Below are 19,104 nucleotides of genomic sequence, written 5' to 3' on the forward strand. Positions count from 1 at the left end.
CACTCGGATTTCGCGAGGGATGGTTTTTCACCATCATGATTATCAAGTTGTCATGGTTTGTTGAACCAAGCAGCTAATCCTCCAAACCCTTATAGGGTAAGGTTTATAGCTAACGAGTCGCACCTGAGTCTGCATCCTAGTTGGCAATCCCGGAAATTACCGGGAATTGCCAAGGCTTACACTAGGAGGACTGTGTACCTGAATCAGAGCTCCATCAGCGGTATAGATTTCCATAGGGATATCGGAATTATAGCTAATCCCTTTGAGGGCATCTTCTAAAGTCAATACGTGATTGACGATGCCAGCGTGAGCCTCTACATCACCTCTGACTTGAGCCGTAATGGCTGTTTGTCTGACCTGATACATATAAGTAGGTGTTAATTCTACTTTAATCAGACTTTCATCAATGGTGTAATTACAAACTCGAGTTTCCCCAGTACAGATTTGTTCAAGATCACTACCAATTTGTTTTAACTTTACCTGCAACTGCAACTTGCTTTGAACTGCCTTAAGGGCGTTTTGATAAGGATCAATTAAAGACTGTGCATTTTTGTGGTAGTATGTAGAGTTAGGAACTTGCTTCACGTAAGTTAAAGCGTTGCGCCAATGAATCGCAGCCACCGACCATTGCTGCTTTCCCTGAGCTTTTTGAGCCAACTGAGCCAAACGTAGTCCCTGATTGTAGGCGTTGGTAGCAATTTTTTCCTGGGTTTTGCGATCGCGCGCCCTGGCCAGATTATTTTTATAGAATTCCTCCAGTCGTTGCTTGTCCTCTTCAACGGTTGTTCCTTTAGGAATTTTGTTCAGACGGTCTAATGCGGTTTTCCAAGTACTATAGACTAGTTGCCATTCCTCTAAAGTCTGGGCTACACCCTGACGAGCTTGGGCAATCTGAGCCGCTTTCTTAGCTGCTTTCATAATCTGATTACCCTGTCTTTCTTTGAGTAATCGCCGATTAACTTCCTCTAAATTGACCTTATATAGCTTAATTTTATGTTGCGCTATAGCATTCAGGCTACTCTCCTTAGGCATTTGTTCAAGGCGGGCAATTGCCTCTCGCCACAGTTTTTGAATTGCTATCCACTTTGATGCCTTATGGGGAGGATTTTTCCCTTTATGACCTGCCCTAGCCGCCATTTGCATGGCTGTCACTAACTGATCTAGGTCTTTACCTCTGACTTGATAGGCTTGAAGCAACTCTTGTGCTGTGTCATGCTTCATTGACCAAAACGGAATTGCTTTGAGTGCTTCAATCGCTGTCTTTAATTGCTTCTGAGCTTCGAGAATCTCCTTTCCCGATTTGGGTTTTTTCAGGGTGTCTGCTGACTTTTTACTCAATAGCTGAGCTTCATTCAGTACAGTACAAGACCCAAATACGCAGGGACGGGTAAAAACATAAAAGCCGCCGGTTAAAAATACTAAACCCAATCCCATGCCCACCACCACCAACAAAAGAAACGTACTTTTAGAATTTCCTTCATGGGGTTGTAGTGTTTCAGGGAATGGCTCATCGGTTTGAGCCTCGGGATCAGAAATTGGTTCGTCCCAAGGATGGGCTGCAACGTCAGAATCCATTGATTGATCGTTGCTTTGGTTAGACTCAGGGGTTAACTGGTTAGAATCCATTGCCTGTAGCAGGAGGAAAGCCAGGGATACCAAAAAAGGTACTTAATCTTAACCCAAAATATCCTCCTATGCTGCCAGTGGTTAGGCAGGAATTGGTGAGATATTAAGGCAACAGTGAGGAATTATAGGGGTTAGGGGGAAATTATGAAGAATCAAAGAAGCAAGCAGTGACATCCTCCGACACCGTCATCTTTGATTGGGTCTAGACTTCCAACCTTACGATTAGACATGCCAAGATCCGCACTTATCTAGAACCATCAACAAACAGCTACCGTGATCTGGCTGCGGCGGTGATCTGGAGTTATCAACTATTGACTTCTATCATAGATTAATAACTTAGTGATGGCGTTTAAAGCGATCGACACCTGCTTCCCTTCTACCTATTCTACCTAGGGGCTACTGGGGGAATAATTTTCCTGTTTTTAATAACCAATTTCAGGCCGCTTCAGCTGGCAGACACTTTCACGGAAGTGTTTCTACAGCATGGACCAAGTGGCAAAAGATTTGAAATGTCGTGCTTAGGATTGTTCGCGAATCATGCATCTACTAGAATACCAGGCTAAAGAATTATTCCGTGAGATTGGCATTCCGGTTTTGCCTGCTCAACGCATTGACCATCCTACCGACATCAAGGGATTACAGATTCCCTATCCGGTGGTGCTCAAATCTCAAGTATCTACTTATGGAGACAACCCAGCTCGTCGCATCCGGTGTGTAGAGAATACCATCGATGCGATCGCAGCAGCTAGGGCAATTTTCAAACTCCCGATTCTGGGTAAGCATCCTCAAGTGCTGCTAGCAGAATCCCGTTACAATGCTGAACAAGAATTTTATCTAGCCGTGTTCCTAGACTACAACTTGGCCCGTCCTGTGCTATTTGGTTCTTCCCAAGGGCGTATGGACACCAAAGCCTTGATCACCGATATGCAAAAGGTTGTGGTCGAGCAAAACTTTTCACCCTTCTATGGGCGGCGTCTTGCCATCAAAATGGGACTTCATGGTAACCTGATTGAGTCAGTGAGTGGGATTATTAATAAAATGTACCAACTTTTTGTCCAAAAAGATTTGGACATAGTGGAAATTAATCCCCTCGGTGTTAGCCCGACTGGTGAACTCATGGCTCTTGATGGCAGGATTGCTATCAACGACAAGGCTCTGAGACGTCATCAGGATTTGATCAACTTGACATCGACCATGGCTGACAGTGGATTTTACCAAGAGATGCCCACTAACTCAAGCCATAATTTCAATGGTTGTGATCTCAAAGGTCGTGATCTCAAAGGCAACATCGGGATTATATGCAACAGCATGTGTCTAGCTGCAACAACAGTTGATCTGGTATACCAAGCAAAGGGTAAACCAAGACAGTGTCATCTCGTTCCAACTATCAACTCTAACCAATACTGGCCAATAACCCCTGCTGCCATAGAGGAACTGCAAGAGGCTTTGCGAGAACTAACCACATCCGAAGGGATTAAAGTGGTCTTAGTGAATATCTTGAGCAATAGGGCTACCAGCAATGCCGCAGCTGAGATGATTGCCAACTATCTACTGTCTCAAAGTTGGGAAACAGCTGTACTCAATTCAGAGAACCAGGAGCAAAATTCCACCAGTCATCCCCTTAGCTCCCTTCACCAAGACCTGTTATCTAAGGGCAAATCTCCTGGATCAGCCTCTGGGATTGAGAGACCTCACCTTGTGATCCGTTTAGTTGGGACAAATTTTCACTCGATTCAACAGCGTTTGGCTCAGCTCCCGGTACACTTTACAGACAATTTAGATGAGGCAGTCAAGCAAGCTGTATCTCTTGCCAAGAAGGGGTCACGACGTCCTAACCTAGTCAGCTAGCTGAGTGCGTCAGTGCTCAGTTACGATTCTTTTGTTCCTTATCCTTTTTGATTAGCCAGAGTCTTCTGGCAACTCAAAATGATCAATGATCATTGATCATTGATCATTGACCAATGACAAACAACAAATGACTAAGGATCAATCACCAATTAACTTGAGCAGCGATAGCAAAGTCCTAGTACAAGGTATTACACAACCCTTAGGTTTGTACTACGCTGCCCGGATGAAAGCCTATGGCACCAATGTCGTAGCCGGAGTTAGTACTGGTCAGGGAGGGCAAACCTTACATGGCATTCCTGTATTTGATTTAGTAGAGCAGGCTTGCCATCATGTCGAAGCTGTAGACACAACCATTATTTTTGAAGAATCTTACCAGGTCAAAGATGCTGCCTTGGAAGCGATAGATGCTGGGATAGGGCAAATTATTCTAGTGACTGGTGGTATTCCTCCCTTGGATATGGTAGAATTGATAGCTATTGCCCAAGCTACTAAGACAATTATTCTTGGTCCGAGCAGTTCTGGAATTATTGTTCCAGGAAAAGTTTTGCTAGGGACTCACGAAAGTGAATTTTACACCCCTGGCTCAGTGGGATTAATTACCCGTGGTAGTTATCTGATCTACGAAGTGGCTTTTGGCTTAACTCAAGCCAACCTAGGACAGTCAATCGCGATTAACCTTGGCAGTGAAGCAATTGTTGGTTCTTCGTTTAGCTATTGGCTGGAGGTTTTGGAAAAAGATAAAGCTACAAACGTTATTGTCCTAGTTGATCAGACTGGTGGCGGCTACGAAGACGTGGCCGCCGCTGCCTATATAGCCCAGGAAATCCATAAACCAGTGATTTCCTACATTGCAGGACGTTATACACCAGAGACACAACTAATTAGTAACCCTAGTGCTATGCTATCGACTCACCTACCAGAGGCTATGAGTAATATGACTAAAGTGTCTACGGCACAGGGAAAAGTGGCAGTATTTAAGCAAGGGAGAATCCCAGTAGCCGAACGCCCTTCCCAAATTCCCATCTTGGTTCAAAAGGCTCTCGAGCATTGACAGGCATTGATTCGCCACCCCATTACCCATTGGTCGGATTTACATCATACTTTGCATACTACAAACTGACATGGGTAATGTGGGTTATAACCGGTAACCTACAACCTACAACCTACAACCTTTAACCTACAACTTTTAACCTTGTTAAGCCTAGTTTTTTGCAAAGTATCGTTAAGCGGGCTGGAATTTGGTTGAGATTGTTTACTAGAAAACAATCCTTTGGAAATAAATCGATAAAATAGAGGATGTAGGGTTTATGATAAGACCCAACTAATCGTCGTTTTCAACTGACCTAGTTTAAATTTCAATTAATTTATGGAACTTAGTGGCTCATCTGCCAACTCTTCTGACCCTCACCCATATAGATGGGCAGAAGTCTTGGGTACGGTAATTGCGCTGTTGACCTTAACATTACCTTTGTTGATCATCGCTTACTACTCTTCTTCAAATAACTACGTTAATGTTTTGCCACAACCCACCTACTCGCCTACGAGATTAGAAAATTGAGATACAAGTTTTTTAGATAACCAAAGAAGGATATGTGGGTGCGCTGATTTAAAAACCTTCAATAGCTCAGGTGTAATAGAAAATGCCAGCGTCATGTCTCCTAGGCAATGGCGTAAGGGGGATTCTGTGAAATCTCAGCTTTATAGAAAGTTTGAGTTGAATGGTATACCACTTGCCTTGGCTCCTTGATGATAGTTAACAGCGGACTTGGAAAAGGAGAAAGGGGAATCAGAGGAGATTGGTGTCGTCTCTTTCACCCAGGCTACCTCTGATCAAGCAAAGGGAAGGGAGACAAGGGAAAACCATCAACAATGAACAACAATGAACAATTACCAGTCTCCGTCGCTATATGCCAGCTTAAGTTGGTAGCCTTCACCCATAACCTTTCACTTTTCACTTTAACTAAATCTCTAAGGCAAAAAAACCTTTAATTTAAAGAGAATGAAAAAAATATAACTAGAAAATAAAAGAGTTTGTAAAGTTGCGGAATTTCCCGGTTTAGGGATTGAAAATTATGTCAATGTGCGTAAAGATTAATTTCGCCTAACTCCATTTTTGGGCGTATTCCCAAAATGATTTTCATCGCAAAAGGATTCTGGCAACACTTAACTAATGTAGGTTTACTGACTTTGGTTTACCTTGGGCTGGCAAACTTAGTCCATGGATTGATTGGAGGGAATACATTAGTACCACCAGTTTGGTCTCCCACAGGAATTACCCAAGCAACCGTATTACTACTAAGGGAGCATCTTTGGTGGTTAACCGAACACCAAGGAGTTTTGCCATCGGTTTCTTGGGGACAATTTTTCTGGACTGTGTCGCCTCAGAGGTTCTGGCCAGTTTCTGGGATCACTGCTTTAGGCTATATCTTGTCAGTATTGCTCTCGATAGGATTGGCACTGTGGTGGCAGCTTCGTCCTTCCCTAGAACGGCGACGAGATGTATTGGGTTTCCTAGGGGTGTCGATGTTTGCCACACTCATCGCTCCGACTGTCAGTCTAACTCACTTACACCTGAGTGGTGAATTTGATGGTAGGAATTTCGGCTGGATGTGGTGGCAATGGTGGTTAGGGGACTTAATGGTGGTTTTAGTCGTAGTACCAGTGTTTTTAGTTTGGTGCTACCTAGTGAAGGAGTTGAAGGTTGGCAGGTTCAAGGTTGAGAAAGTTGAAGAGTCAACCCAAACTAACCTCCAACTGTCTAACCAACAACCGTTAACCCCTCAAGCAAGCATAAAGATAAAGCAAATTATTTTGGTAGCTATCTGGCTGATTTCACTCTTGACAGTGAGTTGGGGAGTGTTTGGGTCGGACATTGCGCCAGAAATGGCAACCTATCCCCTCGCCTGCTTGATATTTCCCTGGCTGATTTGGGCTGCCCTCCAATTTGGTCAACGCCTGACCACCCTAGGCTGCTTGATGGTATCGAGCATTGCCATTGTAGGAACCAGTTTGGGTACCGGACCGTTTCTTGCCAGCACCGGGAACTTGAGCGAAGCAGTTCCCCTACTACAGGTTTTTATGATACTGATGGCGACAATCCCTTTATTCTTGGCAGCGACTACATCAGAACGAAACTCAGCAGCAGAGTTGTTGCGCTTAAGCGTTGCCAAATACCGCAGCATCTTCGAAAATGCTGTCGAGGGCATTTGTCAGACCACACCTGACGGACGCTATATCAGTGCTAACCCCGCACTAGCGAGAATATATGGCTATCAATCACCGGAAGAACTCATAGCAAGTGTCACCGATATTGCCCACCAACTTTACGTTGATCCTCAACGACGGGCAGATTTGCTTCTACAGCTACAGGAAGATGGTGTTGTTTCAGGGTTTGAAGCACAGATTTATCAAAAAGATGGTACTATAATTTGGATTTCCAAAAACGTGCGGGCTATCCGCGATAGTAGTAACTTTCTACTCTACTACGAAGCTACTGTTGAGGAGATCACAGAGCGCAAGCACGCTCAAGAGGCACTCCGTAACCAGAATGAACGGCTGGAACATCAATTTCAAGAGCGAACAGCTACCTTGAGGCAGCTCAATCGACAATTAATCGCGGAGGTTCTTGAACACAAGCGCATTGAGGATGCACTTAGGGAGAGTGAGGAACGGTTTGCTCTGGCTATTCAAGCTAACACCAACGGACTCTTTGAAATCAACCTGAAAACCTATGATCATTACTACTCGCCCCAATTTCTCAGCCTGATTGGCTACCCATTGGATCAAGAGGGACCGACCATTAATGAATTACTGGCGCTGATTCATCTTGAGGATCAAGATCAGGTCAAAGCCATCCTAGATAACCTATGTGCTGGACGAAGTTCTCAGCGATGCAGCGCGGTCTTGGGGGTTTCCCCCATGAGCGACTGCATCAAGAAGTGGAAACAAAGGTTTCGTCTGCTGCGCAAAGATGGCTCAATTTCCTGGATTCTCTCGACTGGTCTAGTGATCTCAGATGATCAAGGTAAAGTGGTTCGTCTAGTCGGTACCTTTACTGACATTACTGATAGCCAGAGAGTTAAAGCCTTATTAGCTGGACAAAATCGTATCCTGGAAATGATTACCCAGTGGGAGAAGCTGCCAGATGTACTAGACCAACTGGCTCGATTGATTGAGCAGCAATTTCCCAAAATTAGGTGTGCCTTCTTCCTGGTGGACAAAAATGGGGTTAATTTGCGTTATACTGCCGCTCCCAGCCTTCCAGAATCCTACATTCAGGGGATTGATGGTATGGTTATTGGTCCATATATGGGTTGCTGTGGCACTGCCGCCTATTGGCGAGAACCGGTCATGGTTAAGGATATTGCCACTCATCCCTTGTGTCGAAGTATAAGGGATTTGGCACTTTGCCACAATCTCAGAGGGTGTTGGTCTATCCCGATTTTGTCCACTCAAGGGACGGTGCTAGGCACCTTCTCAACCTATTACACTGAACCTCATACCCCAAACCGCGAAGAGCAAGAACTGGCGGATAAGGCCACCCAACTCGCTAGAATTGCCATTGAGCGCTCTGTGGCACAGGAGGATGTGCTCCGTACAAATGCCATGCTCAAAGCGCAACAAGAAGCTGCCATTGATGGAATTTTAGTGGTTGATGAAAATTTTCGGGTGGTTTCCTACAACCACCGTTTCTGTGACTTGTGGCAGACTCCAGAACAGTTGTTTCAAGCCAATCATATTAAAGAATTGCTCAAGCAGGTGAGTTCTCAACTGAACCATCCCGAAGAATTTCTGGCTCAGGTGGACTATCTTCAGGCTCATCCCAAAACAACGAACTACGATGAACTTTTAATCAAGGATGGGCGTATTTTTGACTTTTATTCAGCACCAGTGCTTACCAGTGGTGGGGATTACTATGGTAGAATCTTCTGTAACCGAGATATCACTGAACGCAAGCTATCAGAGGCAAAACTACGGCAGGCGGAACAGAAGTATCGCAAATTAGTTGAGTCAGCTGGTGATGCCATTCTGATGGCAGATGCGGAAACCGGAATCATCCTGGAAGCCAATCAGATGGCGGAACAGATGCTGGGCCGTGGGAGATCTGAAATTATTGGGTTACATCAGAGTAAGATTATTCCACGAGAACGATTCAAAGCCTACTCCCAAATTTTCCAGCAACATGTGGAGGCAGGGGGTGTATTTCAAGTAGAACTGGAATTACTGCATCAAGTTGGTACAACCGTGCCTGTAGAAGTTAGTGGGACTACTTTAGAGCTGCAAGGGAAGACAGTTGTGCAGGGAATTTTTCGAGACATTAGCGATCGCAAACAGGCAGAACAGGCGTTGAAGCAGGCTAAAGTTGAGGCGGAAGTAGCCAATCGGGCTAAGAGTCAATTTTTAGCCAACATGAGCCATGAATTACGTACCCCCCTTAACGGAATTTTAGGTTATGCCCAAATCCTCCAAGAGGAACCTAATCTGAGCGCTACGCAAAAAGAGCAGCTGAGTATTATTCAGCAAAGTGGTCAGCATCTGTTAACCCTACTCAATGACATCCTGGATCTATCAAAAATCGAAGCCAGAAAAATGGAACTGGATGTCAGAGATTTTCAGTTTCCCAAGTTTCTGGAAGGTATTGTGGAAATTGTGGTGATCAGTGCTAAACAAAAAAACATTTCATTCCGTTACGAATTCCTTTCGCCCCTCCCTGAATTTGTCAAGGGTGATGAAATAAGACTGCGACAAGTTCTGATGAACCTTTTGGGAAATGCTGTCAAATTTACAGATACTGGCGAGGTAACGTTTAAAGTTGGTTATTTGGGGTGTTCAGAGTTGAACGTTGATCGGTCTTTAACCGAAAAGCAAGGTACTCAAAAAATGCGCTTTGTCATAGCAGACACTGGCATTGGTATCCCACCAAAACAACTAGCAGAAATATTTTTGCCATTCCATCAAGTGGGTAACACTGACCGTCAGGTTAATGGTACAGGCTTAGGACTATCGATTAGTAAACGTTTAGCGGAATTAATGGGTAGTGAATTAAAGGTTAAAAGCACTGTAGGTCAAGGTAGTATTTTTTGGCTAGATTTAGATTTACCAGATGTTTCCCAGGAACAACAAGGAGGACAAGGAATTGTAGAATCCACTAAGGAAGAGAAAGCTGAAGAGGTTATGCCTGTAGCGCCATCGCCAGAGAAAATCTCCGTTCTGTATGAACTCGCCATCATCGGTGATATTAGAGGGATCCAAGAGGAAGCTAATTTGATTGAACAGTTGGATGATAAATTCATCCCCTTTGCTCAAAATTTGCGTCAATTATCAAAAGGCTTTCAAGAAAGACAAATACTGGAATTTGTGGGCCAGTACATGGATAAAAAATACCGCGAATAACCTCGTAAACCAAATAATTTAAAAAATAGATAAACTGAGTTGAAATAAAATACAAAAATTTTGTAAAATCAAGCCATTAAAATGATTGTTTAATCCAGAAATAATTTATTATATTTTTAGGGGTGTATTTTGAAGGTTTATTTTAAAATGTCAATAACTATTTTTTTGGGGAGATGATATCCGATTAGTTTGACTTTTAGAATTAGCCATTGATTAGCGACAAACCCCAATAACGAGTTCATGTGATTATGAATATTTCCTCAGTAACTCAAACTAATAATTATTCCTCTTCCAGGAAAATTACCCTAACTGAGAGCTATAACAAAATTGGCTATAAAGGTGTAATTGTGATTGTTGATGATAGTCCGACTAATTTAGGGGTGATGTTTGAGTTGTTGAGCAATTCTGGCTTCAAAGTCTTAGTCGCTCAAGATGGCTATAGTGCCCTCCAGAAAGTCAACTATACTCAACCGGATCTAATCTTACTGGATATTATGATGCCCGGAATTGATGGGTTTGAAACTTGCCGTCGCTTGAAAGCTCAAGAGTCAACTAGAGACATCCCAGTTATTTTTCTGACGGCTCGTACTGATACTCTCGAAAAAGTTAAAGGTTTCAAACTCGGTGCAGTAGATTATCTCACCAAACCAGTGCAGCAGGAAGAAGTAAGAGCGAGAGTCAACACTCACTTGAAACTCGGGCGTTTACAAAAGCAACTACAAGAACAAAATTTTCAACTTCAACAGGAAATCAAGCAGAAACAAGAAGCTGAGCATAAATATCGCAGTATATTTGAAAATGCCACTGAAGGCATTTTTCAAGTTACACCAGAAGGACAATTTATCACCGCTAATCCAGCACTCGCAAGTATTTTGGGCTATCAGTCGCCAAAAGAACTGATTAATCAAGTCACCGATATTGGGACACAACTCTACCTCGAACCGATGCGTCGTGACGATATATTAGCCCTAATCCACAAAGAAGAAACCTTATCAGACGTTGAGTCCGAGGTCTATCGGAAAGATGGTATGGTAATTTGGATTTCGGAAAATATACGAGCAGTCAGAGACAATTTTGGTGATTTACTCTACTACGAAGGGACAGTTAGCGACATTACAGAGCGAAAAAAATATGAAGATGAACTTCGTCGTGCCCGAACCCAAGCTGAGCTTTTGCTGCTTAATATCTTGCCCCAACCGGTTGCAGAACAGTTAAAAAAAGGAGAACGTACCCTGGCAGAAAGTTTTGAAGATGTAACTGTTTTGTTTGCTGATTTAGTTGACTTTACCAAACTATCAACCCAAACCTCTCCCACCGAACTGGTCGAAATTCTGAATGTAATTTTTTCAGAGTTTGACCAACTAGCTGAGGAGCATGGTGTGGAAAAAATTAAGACGATTGGTGATGCTTATATGGCTGTTGCCGGTCTGCCAAAACCCTGCAAGTATCATGCGGACGCGATCGCTAAAATGGCATTGGATATGCAAAAATTAATTGCCCAGTACAATGCTCAAACGAATCAAAATTTCCGTCTCAGGATTGGCATCAACAGTGGACCAGTGGTGGCTGGGGTAATTGGAATCAAAAAATTCAGCTATGATTTGTGGGGTGATACGGTAAATATGGCTAGCCGTATGGAATCTCAGGGTATACCAGGTGGCATTCAGGTTACAGGTACAACATATGAAAAATTAAAAGATAAGTACCTGTTTGATAAACGGGAACCGTTTGAAGTCAAAGGCAAAGGGAAAATGACTACTTATCTGCTCACAGGTCCATTAGCAATGGGTAATGGGTAATGGGTAATGGGTAATTGACCTAACTATACATGAGTTGACCCTTGACGGATTTCTTTAGTTCAGCCTTTAGATCAGCAGTTTAGCAACACCCTAAATTAAACTAACCCATGGAAAAATAACCCAGATTGAGCAACCTGTGCTACTATCTGGGAAAATCCTCCTAGCTGAGATCACCAATGGGTAAGGTTCTGGTGTTAAACGCCTCCTATGAGCCGCTCAACATCACCAACTGGCGACGGGCGGTTGTGTTGTTGATCAAGGGTAAGGCAGAGCGTATCGAACATAACGGCAAATACGTTTACGCAGATTTTCCACTGCCTACAGTGATTAGACTGCGCCATTACGTCCGGGTACCCTACAAAGAGATTCCCCTTACCCGTCGTAACATCCTGCACCGTGATGGTCACTCTTGTCAATACTGCGGTTACAGTGGTGATGACTTAACGTTAGATCATGTAATTCCTCGTTCTCGCCATGGAGGTGACTCCTGGGAAAATCTTGTTACAGCTTGCGTGCGCTGCAACGTCAAAAAAGGGAATCGCACCCCTAAAGAAGCCAACATGATGTTGCGAACCCAACCCCGGAGACCTTATAGTAGTCTCCACTTTGAAATTGCTAAAGACTTAAAAACTGGACGGCATCAGGAGTGGCGGAAGTATGTGATTGGTGCCTAGTCCGCTAACTCATGTCACGACTAATCAAGCCAAAAGGGGATTAACCAATGGCTAATGACTAATGACTACTAACTAATGACTAACAATTTACTTAACAGTGGTGCATCTAGCTTAGATTCAGAACAGGTTGATGCTAAAGCGCAACCGTCATCTACTCAAGATGTAAATTCTTCCGTGGGAAATTCCCAAACAACAAGGCGGCAGTCGGCTACATCAGGTTCAAAAGTACATTCAAAAGTACATTCAAAAGTACAACAGTTCCAAGAGACTCTAGAGCGTCATCAAAATGAGCGGCAACTGATCATCCTACAAGATTTCCCTGACCCAGATGCTCTCTCTAGCGCTTGGGCTTACCAGCTGATTGCCCAGGAGTATAATATCCAATGCGATATTGTCTATGCTGGTACCCTCTCTCACCAGGAAAACATTGCCCTGGTTAAGCTGACTGGTTTACCAAGCAAACGCTGGAGTGTGGAGAGCACAAAAAATCAAGATTTATCGGTGTATCAGGGCTATGTGCTGATTGATAATCAGGGTACAACCACCCAGCTGTTACCGATTGTTACCGAGGCGAATATTCCTCTAATTGCAATATTTGATCATCACAGTAGTCAAGGGGAGTTGAAAGCAGAATTTATTGACCTTCGTCCTCAAGCAAGAGCCACCGCGACGCTATTAACCCATTACCTTCAGGCTGGGTTACTACAGCTCGATAGTAGCATTAGTGAACATATCAAATGTGCGACAGCTTTGATGCATGGTCTGCGCTCTGATACTAATATGCTGATGCAGGCTCAGGAAGAGGATTTCTTGGCAGCTGGATATCTGAGCCGCTTCTATGACACTCAACTCCTTAACGCTATACTCAAGACATCTCGATCTCGTCGAGTGATGGATGTTATTGAGCGATCGCTTAAATATCGCATTCTCCAAGATAACTTCTCTATGGCTGGTGTGGGCTATCTTCGCTATGAAGACCGGGATGCTATTCCCCAAGCTGCTGACTTTTTAGTTACTGAAGAAAATGTTCACACTGCTGTGGTTTATGGGATTGTTTACGATGAAGACCAAGAATTAGAAGTGGTGATTGGTTCCTTGAGAACCAATAAGTTAACCCTCGACCCTGATGAATTTATCAAAGAAGCTTTCGGTCAAGACAGTCATGGGCGTTTCTTTGGTGGTGGACGCATGATGGCTGGTGGCTTTGAAATTCCGACGGGATTCTTGAGTAGTTTTAATGACAAATCGGAGTATGCCAAGCTCAAGTGGGAGGTGTTTGATACCCAAGTCAAGCAAAAACTACTGCGATTAGTTAATCCCCAGGATACTGTTATCTAAACTCACATCTTGCACCATTCTCAATAAGCTTGGTTCATGTAGGGTGGGCAGTGCACCAGACAGATAATGAACCTTGCAAAGCGCGTTGGTAGGCACTGCCCACCCGAAGATTAATGACAATGGTGCAAGTACTCAGTAAACTAACTAATACCAACTGATGAACTCAGGAGTATTTTAAGTGTAGCGATCGCATTTTAAGCGAATCTCAACCATCAGCCCATGGAACTCTACTTAATTCGCCACGGTATTGCTGCTGAGCGAGGCACCTACAACAACGATCGAGAGCGGCCACTGACCAAAATTGGCCATGAAAAAACTAGTAAAGTAGCAAAGGAGCTCCATAAACGAGGGCTAAACTTTGACCTAATCTTGACTAGTCCATTGGTCAGAGCTAAGGAAACCGCTGCTATCCTCCAAGATGTTGGTTTAGGCTCATTGGTTGAAGAGTCGGATAGTCTCGCTCCTGAGGGTGACATTCACCAATGGCTCAGCTGGCTACAGCAGAGGTGGAGAAAGACTGATGTTCAAAGACGTTTGGCTCTAGTTGGTCATCAACCGGATTTAGCTAATTGGGCGGAAATGTTGGTGTGGGGAGTATCCGATCAAAAACTAGTGCTAAAAAAAGCTGGAGTAATTGGGTTAAAGCTTCCTAATACTGGGAAGCCCTTCGGTCGCAGTGAGCTATTCTTGCTGACCTCACCCAAGTGGTTAGTATAGCAATCTTTCAGGGTTGATGGTGTTCGGAATCTCCCCCCATTCATGGGTCAGAGAAGTCAAAGAGTGCTATAATATAGTCATCACAGTAAAAATAATCTTTGTAGCACGGAAGACTTAAGCACTAATCTCTGGTAAGTTGGCCTGAGATGAATGAAGATTCTGTAGGTAATAACATGATAGCTTGCGAGTACCAGCCAGGTTTAGAAGGCATTCCAGCAGCTCAATCTAGTATCAGCTACGTTGATGGGCAGAAGGGAATACTAGAGTATCGTGGCATTCGGATCGAAGAACTCGCATCAAAAAGTACTTTCCTAGAAGCCGCGTATCTACTGATTTGGGGTGAGCTCCCTACTAAGAACGAACTTTATGAATTCCAGGAGGACGTTCGCCTCCACCGACGGATCAAGTACAGCATCCGGGACATGATGAAATGTTTTCCAGAAACTGGTCATCCGATGGATGCTCTACAAGCCTCTGCTGCTGCTTTGGGTCTGTTTTACTCCAAGCGGGCTTTAGACAATCCACAATACATTCGGGGAGCTGTGGTTCGCCTTTTGGCTAAGATACCTACCATGGTAGCAGCATTTAAACAGATGCGCAAAGGGGACGATCCAGTACGCCCTCGGGATGATCTTGGCTATGCAGCTAACTTTCTGTATATGCTCAATGAGGAAGAGCCCACTCCCCTAGAGGCTCATGTCTTTGATGTTTGCCTGACACTCCATGCCGAACATACTATCAATGCCTCTACTTTTTCGGCTCTGGTGACTGCTTCTACTCTTACTGACCCCTATGCAGTAGTGGCATCAGCGGTGGGAACTCTAGCTGGTCCGTTACACGGAGGGGCGAATGAAGAAGTGATTACCATGTTGGAAACCATCGGCTCAGTGGAGAATGTCCACCCTTACTTGGAGGAGCGCTTGCAGCGCAAAGAAAAAATTATGGGTTGCGGTCACCGAGTCTATAAGGTAAAAGACCCGCGAGCAACTATACTTCAGAACTTAGCGGAACAACTGTTTAAGGAATCTGGCACAGACAAGTACTACGACATTGCTTTGGAGTTGGAGAAAGCAGTGGAGGAAAAACTGGGTCACAAGGGGATTTATCCCAATGTGGATTTCTATTCCGGCTTAGTTTACCGGAAGCTGGGTATTCCGAGTGACTTGTTTACACCAGTGTTTGCGATCGCACGGGTTGCAGGTTGGCTAGCTCACTGGAAGGAACAGCTAGCCGTCAATCGAATTTTTAGACCTACTCAAGTCTACACTGGCACTCACGATGCTCCCTATATTCCTATGGAAGCTCGTTAGTCGTTAGTCATTAGTCGTTAGTCATTGGTCATTGGTCATTGGTCATTTGGGCGTTGGTGATTCTTGAGGGAAGTCCCACGAATAATCATGTACTCGGCTCCCTCGGCCAAATGCCTAAGTTTTTATACCTAGTTTTCCTCCTTTTAAAAGCTGACAGCTGAGTGCTGATAGCTGTTCGCGTAGCGTGCGTGGCACAGGCTTCTAGCCTGTGATAAGTGCGCATATGCCTAGGAAAATAATAATTACCAATTACCAATTACCAAGTAACTAATGAAATTTCCATTAACCAAAAAATTCAATAAATTTATAATTTGGATATTAATAGGAGTGGTGCTGTTGGTAGGAGTTAACATTATCATTCCTGCCCCTCGCCATACCCCAAAAACCACCAATAAAATTCAAGGAATTTGGGTAACTCATGTCGGTAACAACTTTCTCTCCTATATAGGACAAACTGACAATGTATTTCACCAGTTATCTGGTCTGAATTTTAATCGAATTTACGTTGATGTTTATAATGGTGGAACTACCTATCCTAGTAACTATTCCCTCAAAAATAACTGGATTACCTTACCCTTCACCGACCCCCTAAAAGCCGCTATCAAAGAAGGTGAACGTCAAGGCTTAAAAATCTATGCTTGGTATGAGCATGGCATGATGCTTCATCTTAATTCAAAATTTGCTAAGCAGCATCCCAATTGGCTCCTGAAGACGTCAACAGGAGAAAAAGCTATCGATCAACATCTGTGGCTAAATCCAAACCACCCAGATGTTCAACAGTACTTCATTAATTTATTTACTGAAGTGGCTAAGAACTATCCCAACCTCTATGGTATTCAACTAGACGATCATTGGGGCATTCCAACTCAATTTGGAAATCACGCCAGAGTGATGACGGAATTAACCCGTAAAATTTACCAAGCGGTTAAAAAAATTAACCCTAATTTAATTATATCTCTTTCTCCCAATTCCCCAAGTTTTTCCTACAGAAAATACTCTCAAAATTGGTTGTATTGGATCCGCCAAGGCTTGATTGATGAAGTGATTGTCCAAATTTATCGCAAGACCAGCCAAGAAGTAATCAATACTCTAAGATCTTCGGGTTTACGAGAAGCTAGTTATTATGTTCCGGTAGCGGTAGGTATCTACAGTGGAGAATTCTATCGCCCTAAGCCTATAAATGAACTCAACAAGCAGATAAAAATAGCCGAAAACTCTGGTTATGGTTATTCTCTTTTCTGCTGGGAATCTACCTATAGTCCATTTCGTCGTCTAAAACCAGAGCACAAAGAAGCATTTGTTAAAACTTACTTGAGCATAAAGAAGCTTTTTTTTAACCTTATAAATTTTTTGTAACTATTAGTTTAAGCAGTCAGCTATAGCAAAGGTAAAAGGGAACAGGGAACAGGGAACAGGGAACAGGGAATAGGGAATAGGGAATAGGGAATAGGTAATAAGGAAAAAAAATTTCTGTACCTCATAGCTATCAGAAACACTATAGATGAGGCGAAACGATTTACTTAACTGACCTGTTTTAACCCATTAATCCTCTTTATCCTCTTGCCTTGTCTATAGATAAATCCTCAAAACCAATTAAATTTAGTTAAATTTTATTAAGTTTAATTAAGCTATGCCCTACCATGAAGCAAAACCTGATTGAAGGGAAGGTGAGCTCCCAGCTAACCCGACTAACGATACCCATGATTTGGGGAGTGTTTGCAGTTATTGCTATGAAGCTTCCACCACCTGGCTAACGCCGAGGTGGTGGTGTCCTATGCTAATCTAGAGCTACCCCTAGCCCATAGATCACACAGGCACGCCCAGCTTCTAGGCGATCGTCCAGAATTTTTACTGGAACGATCCTCGTTGCCATTTCTGCGAACGAGTTTAAGTGCCCCCCTAGCCCCGTACTTTGGCCCCTATCTGGGGCCAAAGTTTTCTAGGACAAGTTCAAGGAAAATCACAGGATTTATCAAGTAGGAATTTTAGAGGGAACAGGGAACAGGGAATAGGGAATAGGGAACAGGGAATAGGGAACAGGGAACAGGGAACAGGGAACAGGGAACAGGGAACAGGGAAAAGAGAAAAAAATGCTGTGTACCTCATAACTATGAGAAACAATACAATATAGTGGCTGTTCATCGTTTACCGTTAACTATCAACGATTAACTGTAAATAATTAACCCTAAAATGATGAACCGGGCAGCTTTAAAAATTCCTCCTCTTCTGGAGTATTAAGCCGACCAAGGATTTTATTGCGATGGGGAAAGCGACCAAAACGTTCAATCACTTCTAGATGACGATAGGCATAATTAATGGTACTAGCACTATCGGGATCATCTTTAAGAGTCGAGAATAATTCAACACAGTAGCGCTGATGTTCGAGATTTTCGCTATGCTCAAACGGTAAGTAGATAAACCAGCGCTGCACTGGTAAAAATTCTTTGTCAAAACCTTGATCAACAGCATACTGGGCAGTAGACAATGCTTTGGAGTCAGTGGCAAAAGCTTGGGGTTGACCCCGAAACATATTACGAGGAAACTGATCGAGTAAGATAATTAGCGCTAGGCAGCTATAGGGTGATTTTTGCCAGTTATCTAACTCCCCAGCCGCCGCCTGTTGATAGATGTCGAGGAAACGCGATTGCATTTCTTGGTCAAAATCTGGGTTCTTAGTAAACCAGACTTTGCGGGATTTGCCATAATCGGGTTCATCCGGTTTACCAAACCAGAAATTTAATATCTCATTGGAGCTATCCAAAGCCTTGCTCATAAGTTACTCTAGTTTTAAGGATTACGAATTTTGGACTGGAAATTTCAAGTTTGCCCAAGCCAGCTGCTTGACAGTGTCAACATCCCCTTCATCAGCAGCCGTTTTTAAATCTCGTTTCAAGTGAGCATTAGCGATCGCATCTTCTTTAGACCGAGAACTAGTGTCAAAGCACCGCTCCAAAGCCTCATAGATCCCAATACGACGAGACCTAGTCACATACTGACGTTCTGTGTCTAGCAGTTTTGCCATGAGTTCGAGATGCATAGCATCATTGTCACAGATTTCTTCTAAGACCTGCCACTCATCACCACCAAGGAGACGGTTTTCAGCGCCAGGACGGATGTCTTTGAAGGGTTCGCCAGTAACTTTCTCATAAATACGGGGCAAACTGTCATCAAATTCGTGTTTTTCTTCTAGCCAAATGCGACGAATTTCACTAAGTTCCTCTTGACTAATCAAGGTGATGTCTCGCATATTTTCTGGACAATTCTGACGAACGTCAGTTTCAACAGTAAGCAATCGCCTCAGCCAATACTCCCGTGCTTCTTTGGTATAAGGACCAGGAATTGGCTCAACAGAGATTTGTCCATCTAAATTCCGTTCATACAGTTGGACATTACCATTGC

12 protein-coding genes and 1 pseudogene are annotated in these 19,104 nt (G+C 43.5%); 9 read left to right on the forward strand and 4 right to left on the reverse strand.

The genetic code is table 11. From position 1 onward, the window contains the following. Positions 1 to 156: 156 nt before the first annotated feature. Entirely contained in the window at positions 157 to 1,575 is a 1,419-nt protein-coding gene (locus F6K49_RS08310; RefSeq protein ID WP_293095754.1) for a hypothetical protein, read from the reverse strand. 588 nt (positions 1,576 to 2,163) lie between these two features. Between F6K49_RS08310 and F6K49_RS08315 the strand changes: the two genes are divergently transcribed. The 9 genes from F6K49_RS08315 (at position 2,164) to F6K49_RS08355 (ending at position 17,061) form a co-directional block, all read left to right on the forward strand. Next, positions 2,164 to 3,474, forward strand: coding sequence for an ATP-grasp domain-containing protein (locus tag F6K49_RS08315; protein ID WP_293024611.1), 1,311 nt, complete (start codon positions 2,164 to 2,166; stop codon positions 3,472 to 3,474). A gap of 127 nt (positions 3,475 to 3,601) precedes the next feature. Further along, a complete protein-coding gene (locus F6K49_RS08320) occupies positions 3,602 to 4,525 on the forward strand; it encodes a CoA-binding protein (protein WP_365940099.1) in 924 nt (307 codons plus the stop codon). 1,079 nt (positions 4,526 to 5,604) lie between these two features. Continuing rightward, positions 5,605 to 9,867: a PAS domain S-box protein gene (locus tag F6K49_RS08325; protein ID WP_293024613.1), complete on the forward strand. Its 4,263-nt coding sequence runs from the start codon at positions 5,605 to 5,607 to the stop codon at positions 9,865 to 9,867. A gap of 248 nt (positions 9,868 to 10,115) precedes the next feature. Next, entirely contained in the window at positions 10,116 to 11,666 is a 1,551-nt protein-coding gene (locus F6K49_RS08330; protein ID WP_293024615.1) for an adenylate/guanylate cyclase domain-containing protein, read from the forward strand. 176 nt (positions 11,667 to 11,842) lie between these two features. After that, positions 11,843 to 12,340 (forward strand): HNH endonuclease, encoded by a 498-nt coding sequence (locus tag F6K49_RS08335; RefSeq protein ID WP_293024617.1) that lies wholly within the window; start codon positions 11,843 to 11,845, stop codon positions 12,338 to 12,340. Between the two features lie 75 nt (positions 12,341 to 12,415). Next, positions 12,416 to 13,678, forward strand: coding sequence for a bifunctional oligoribonuclease/PAP phosphatase NrnA (locus F6K49_RS08340; protein ID WP_293095758.1), 1,263 nt, complete (start codon positions 12,416 to 12,418; stop codon positions 13,676 to 13,678). Between the two features lie 219 nt (positions 13,679 to 13,897). Next, positions 13,898 to 14,395, forward strand: coding sequence for a phosphohistidine phosphatase SixA (gene sixA, locus F6K49_RS08345; protein ID WP_293037345.1), 498 nt, complete (start codon positions 13,898 to 13,900; stop codon positions 14,393 to 14,395). A 173-nt stretch (positions 14,396 to 14,568) separates the two neighbouring features. Continuing rightward, positions 14,569 to 15,705, forward strand: coding sequence for a citrate synthase (locus tag F6K49_RS08350; protein ID WP_293095770.1), 1,137 nt, complete (start codon positions 14,569 to 14,571; stop codon positions 15,703 to 15,705). 270 nt (positions 15,706 to 15,975) lie between these two features. Then, a complete protein-coding gene (locus tag F6K49_RS08355; protein ID WP_293095761.1) occupies positions 15,976 to 17,061 on the forward strand; it encodes a family 10 glycosylhydrolase in 1,086 nt (361 codons plus the stop codon). Positions 17,062 to 17,655: 594 nt separating this feature from the next. Here F6K49_RS08355 and F6K49_RS08360 read toward each other — a convergent pair. From F6K49_RS08360 to F6K49_RS08370, 3 genes and pseudogenes are all read right to left on the reverse strand, one after another. Next, complete coding sequence (locus F6K49_RS08360) at positions 17,656 to 17,811, reverse strand: hypothetical protein (RefSeq protein ID WP_293095764.1); 156 nt, start codon at positions 17,809 to 17,811, stop codon at positions 17,656 to 17,658. A gap of 79 nt (positions 17,812 to 17,890) precedes the next feature. Then, the gene (locus tag F6K49_RS08365; protein WP_293095767.1) at positions 17,891 to 18,478 is read right to left on the reverse strand and encodes a DUF924 family protein; all 588 of its coding nucleotides are present in this window, start codon (positions 18,476 to 18,478) and stop codon (positions 17,891 to 17,893) included. A 21-nt stretch (positions 18,479 to 18,499) separates the two neighbouring features. Further along, positions 18,500 to 19,104: pseudogene (locus F6K49_RS08370) on the reverse strand (DNA phosphorothioation system sulfurtransferase DndC); the annotation flags it as partial.

Source organism: Moorena sp. SIO3I6 (assembly GCF_010672095.1).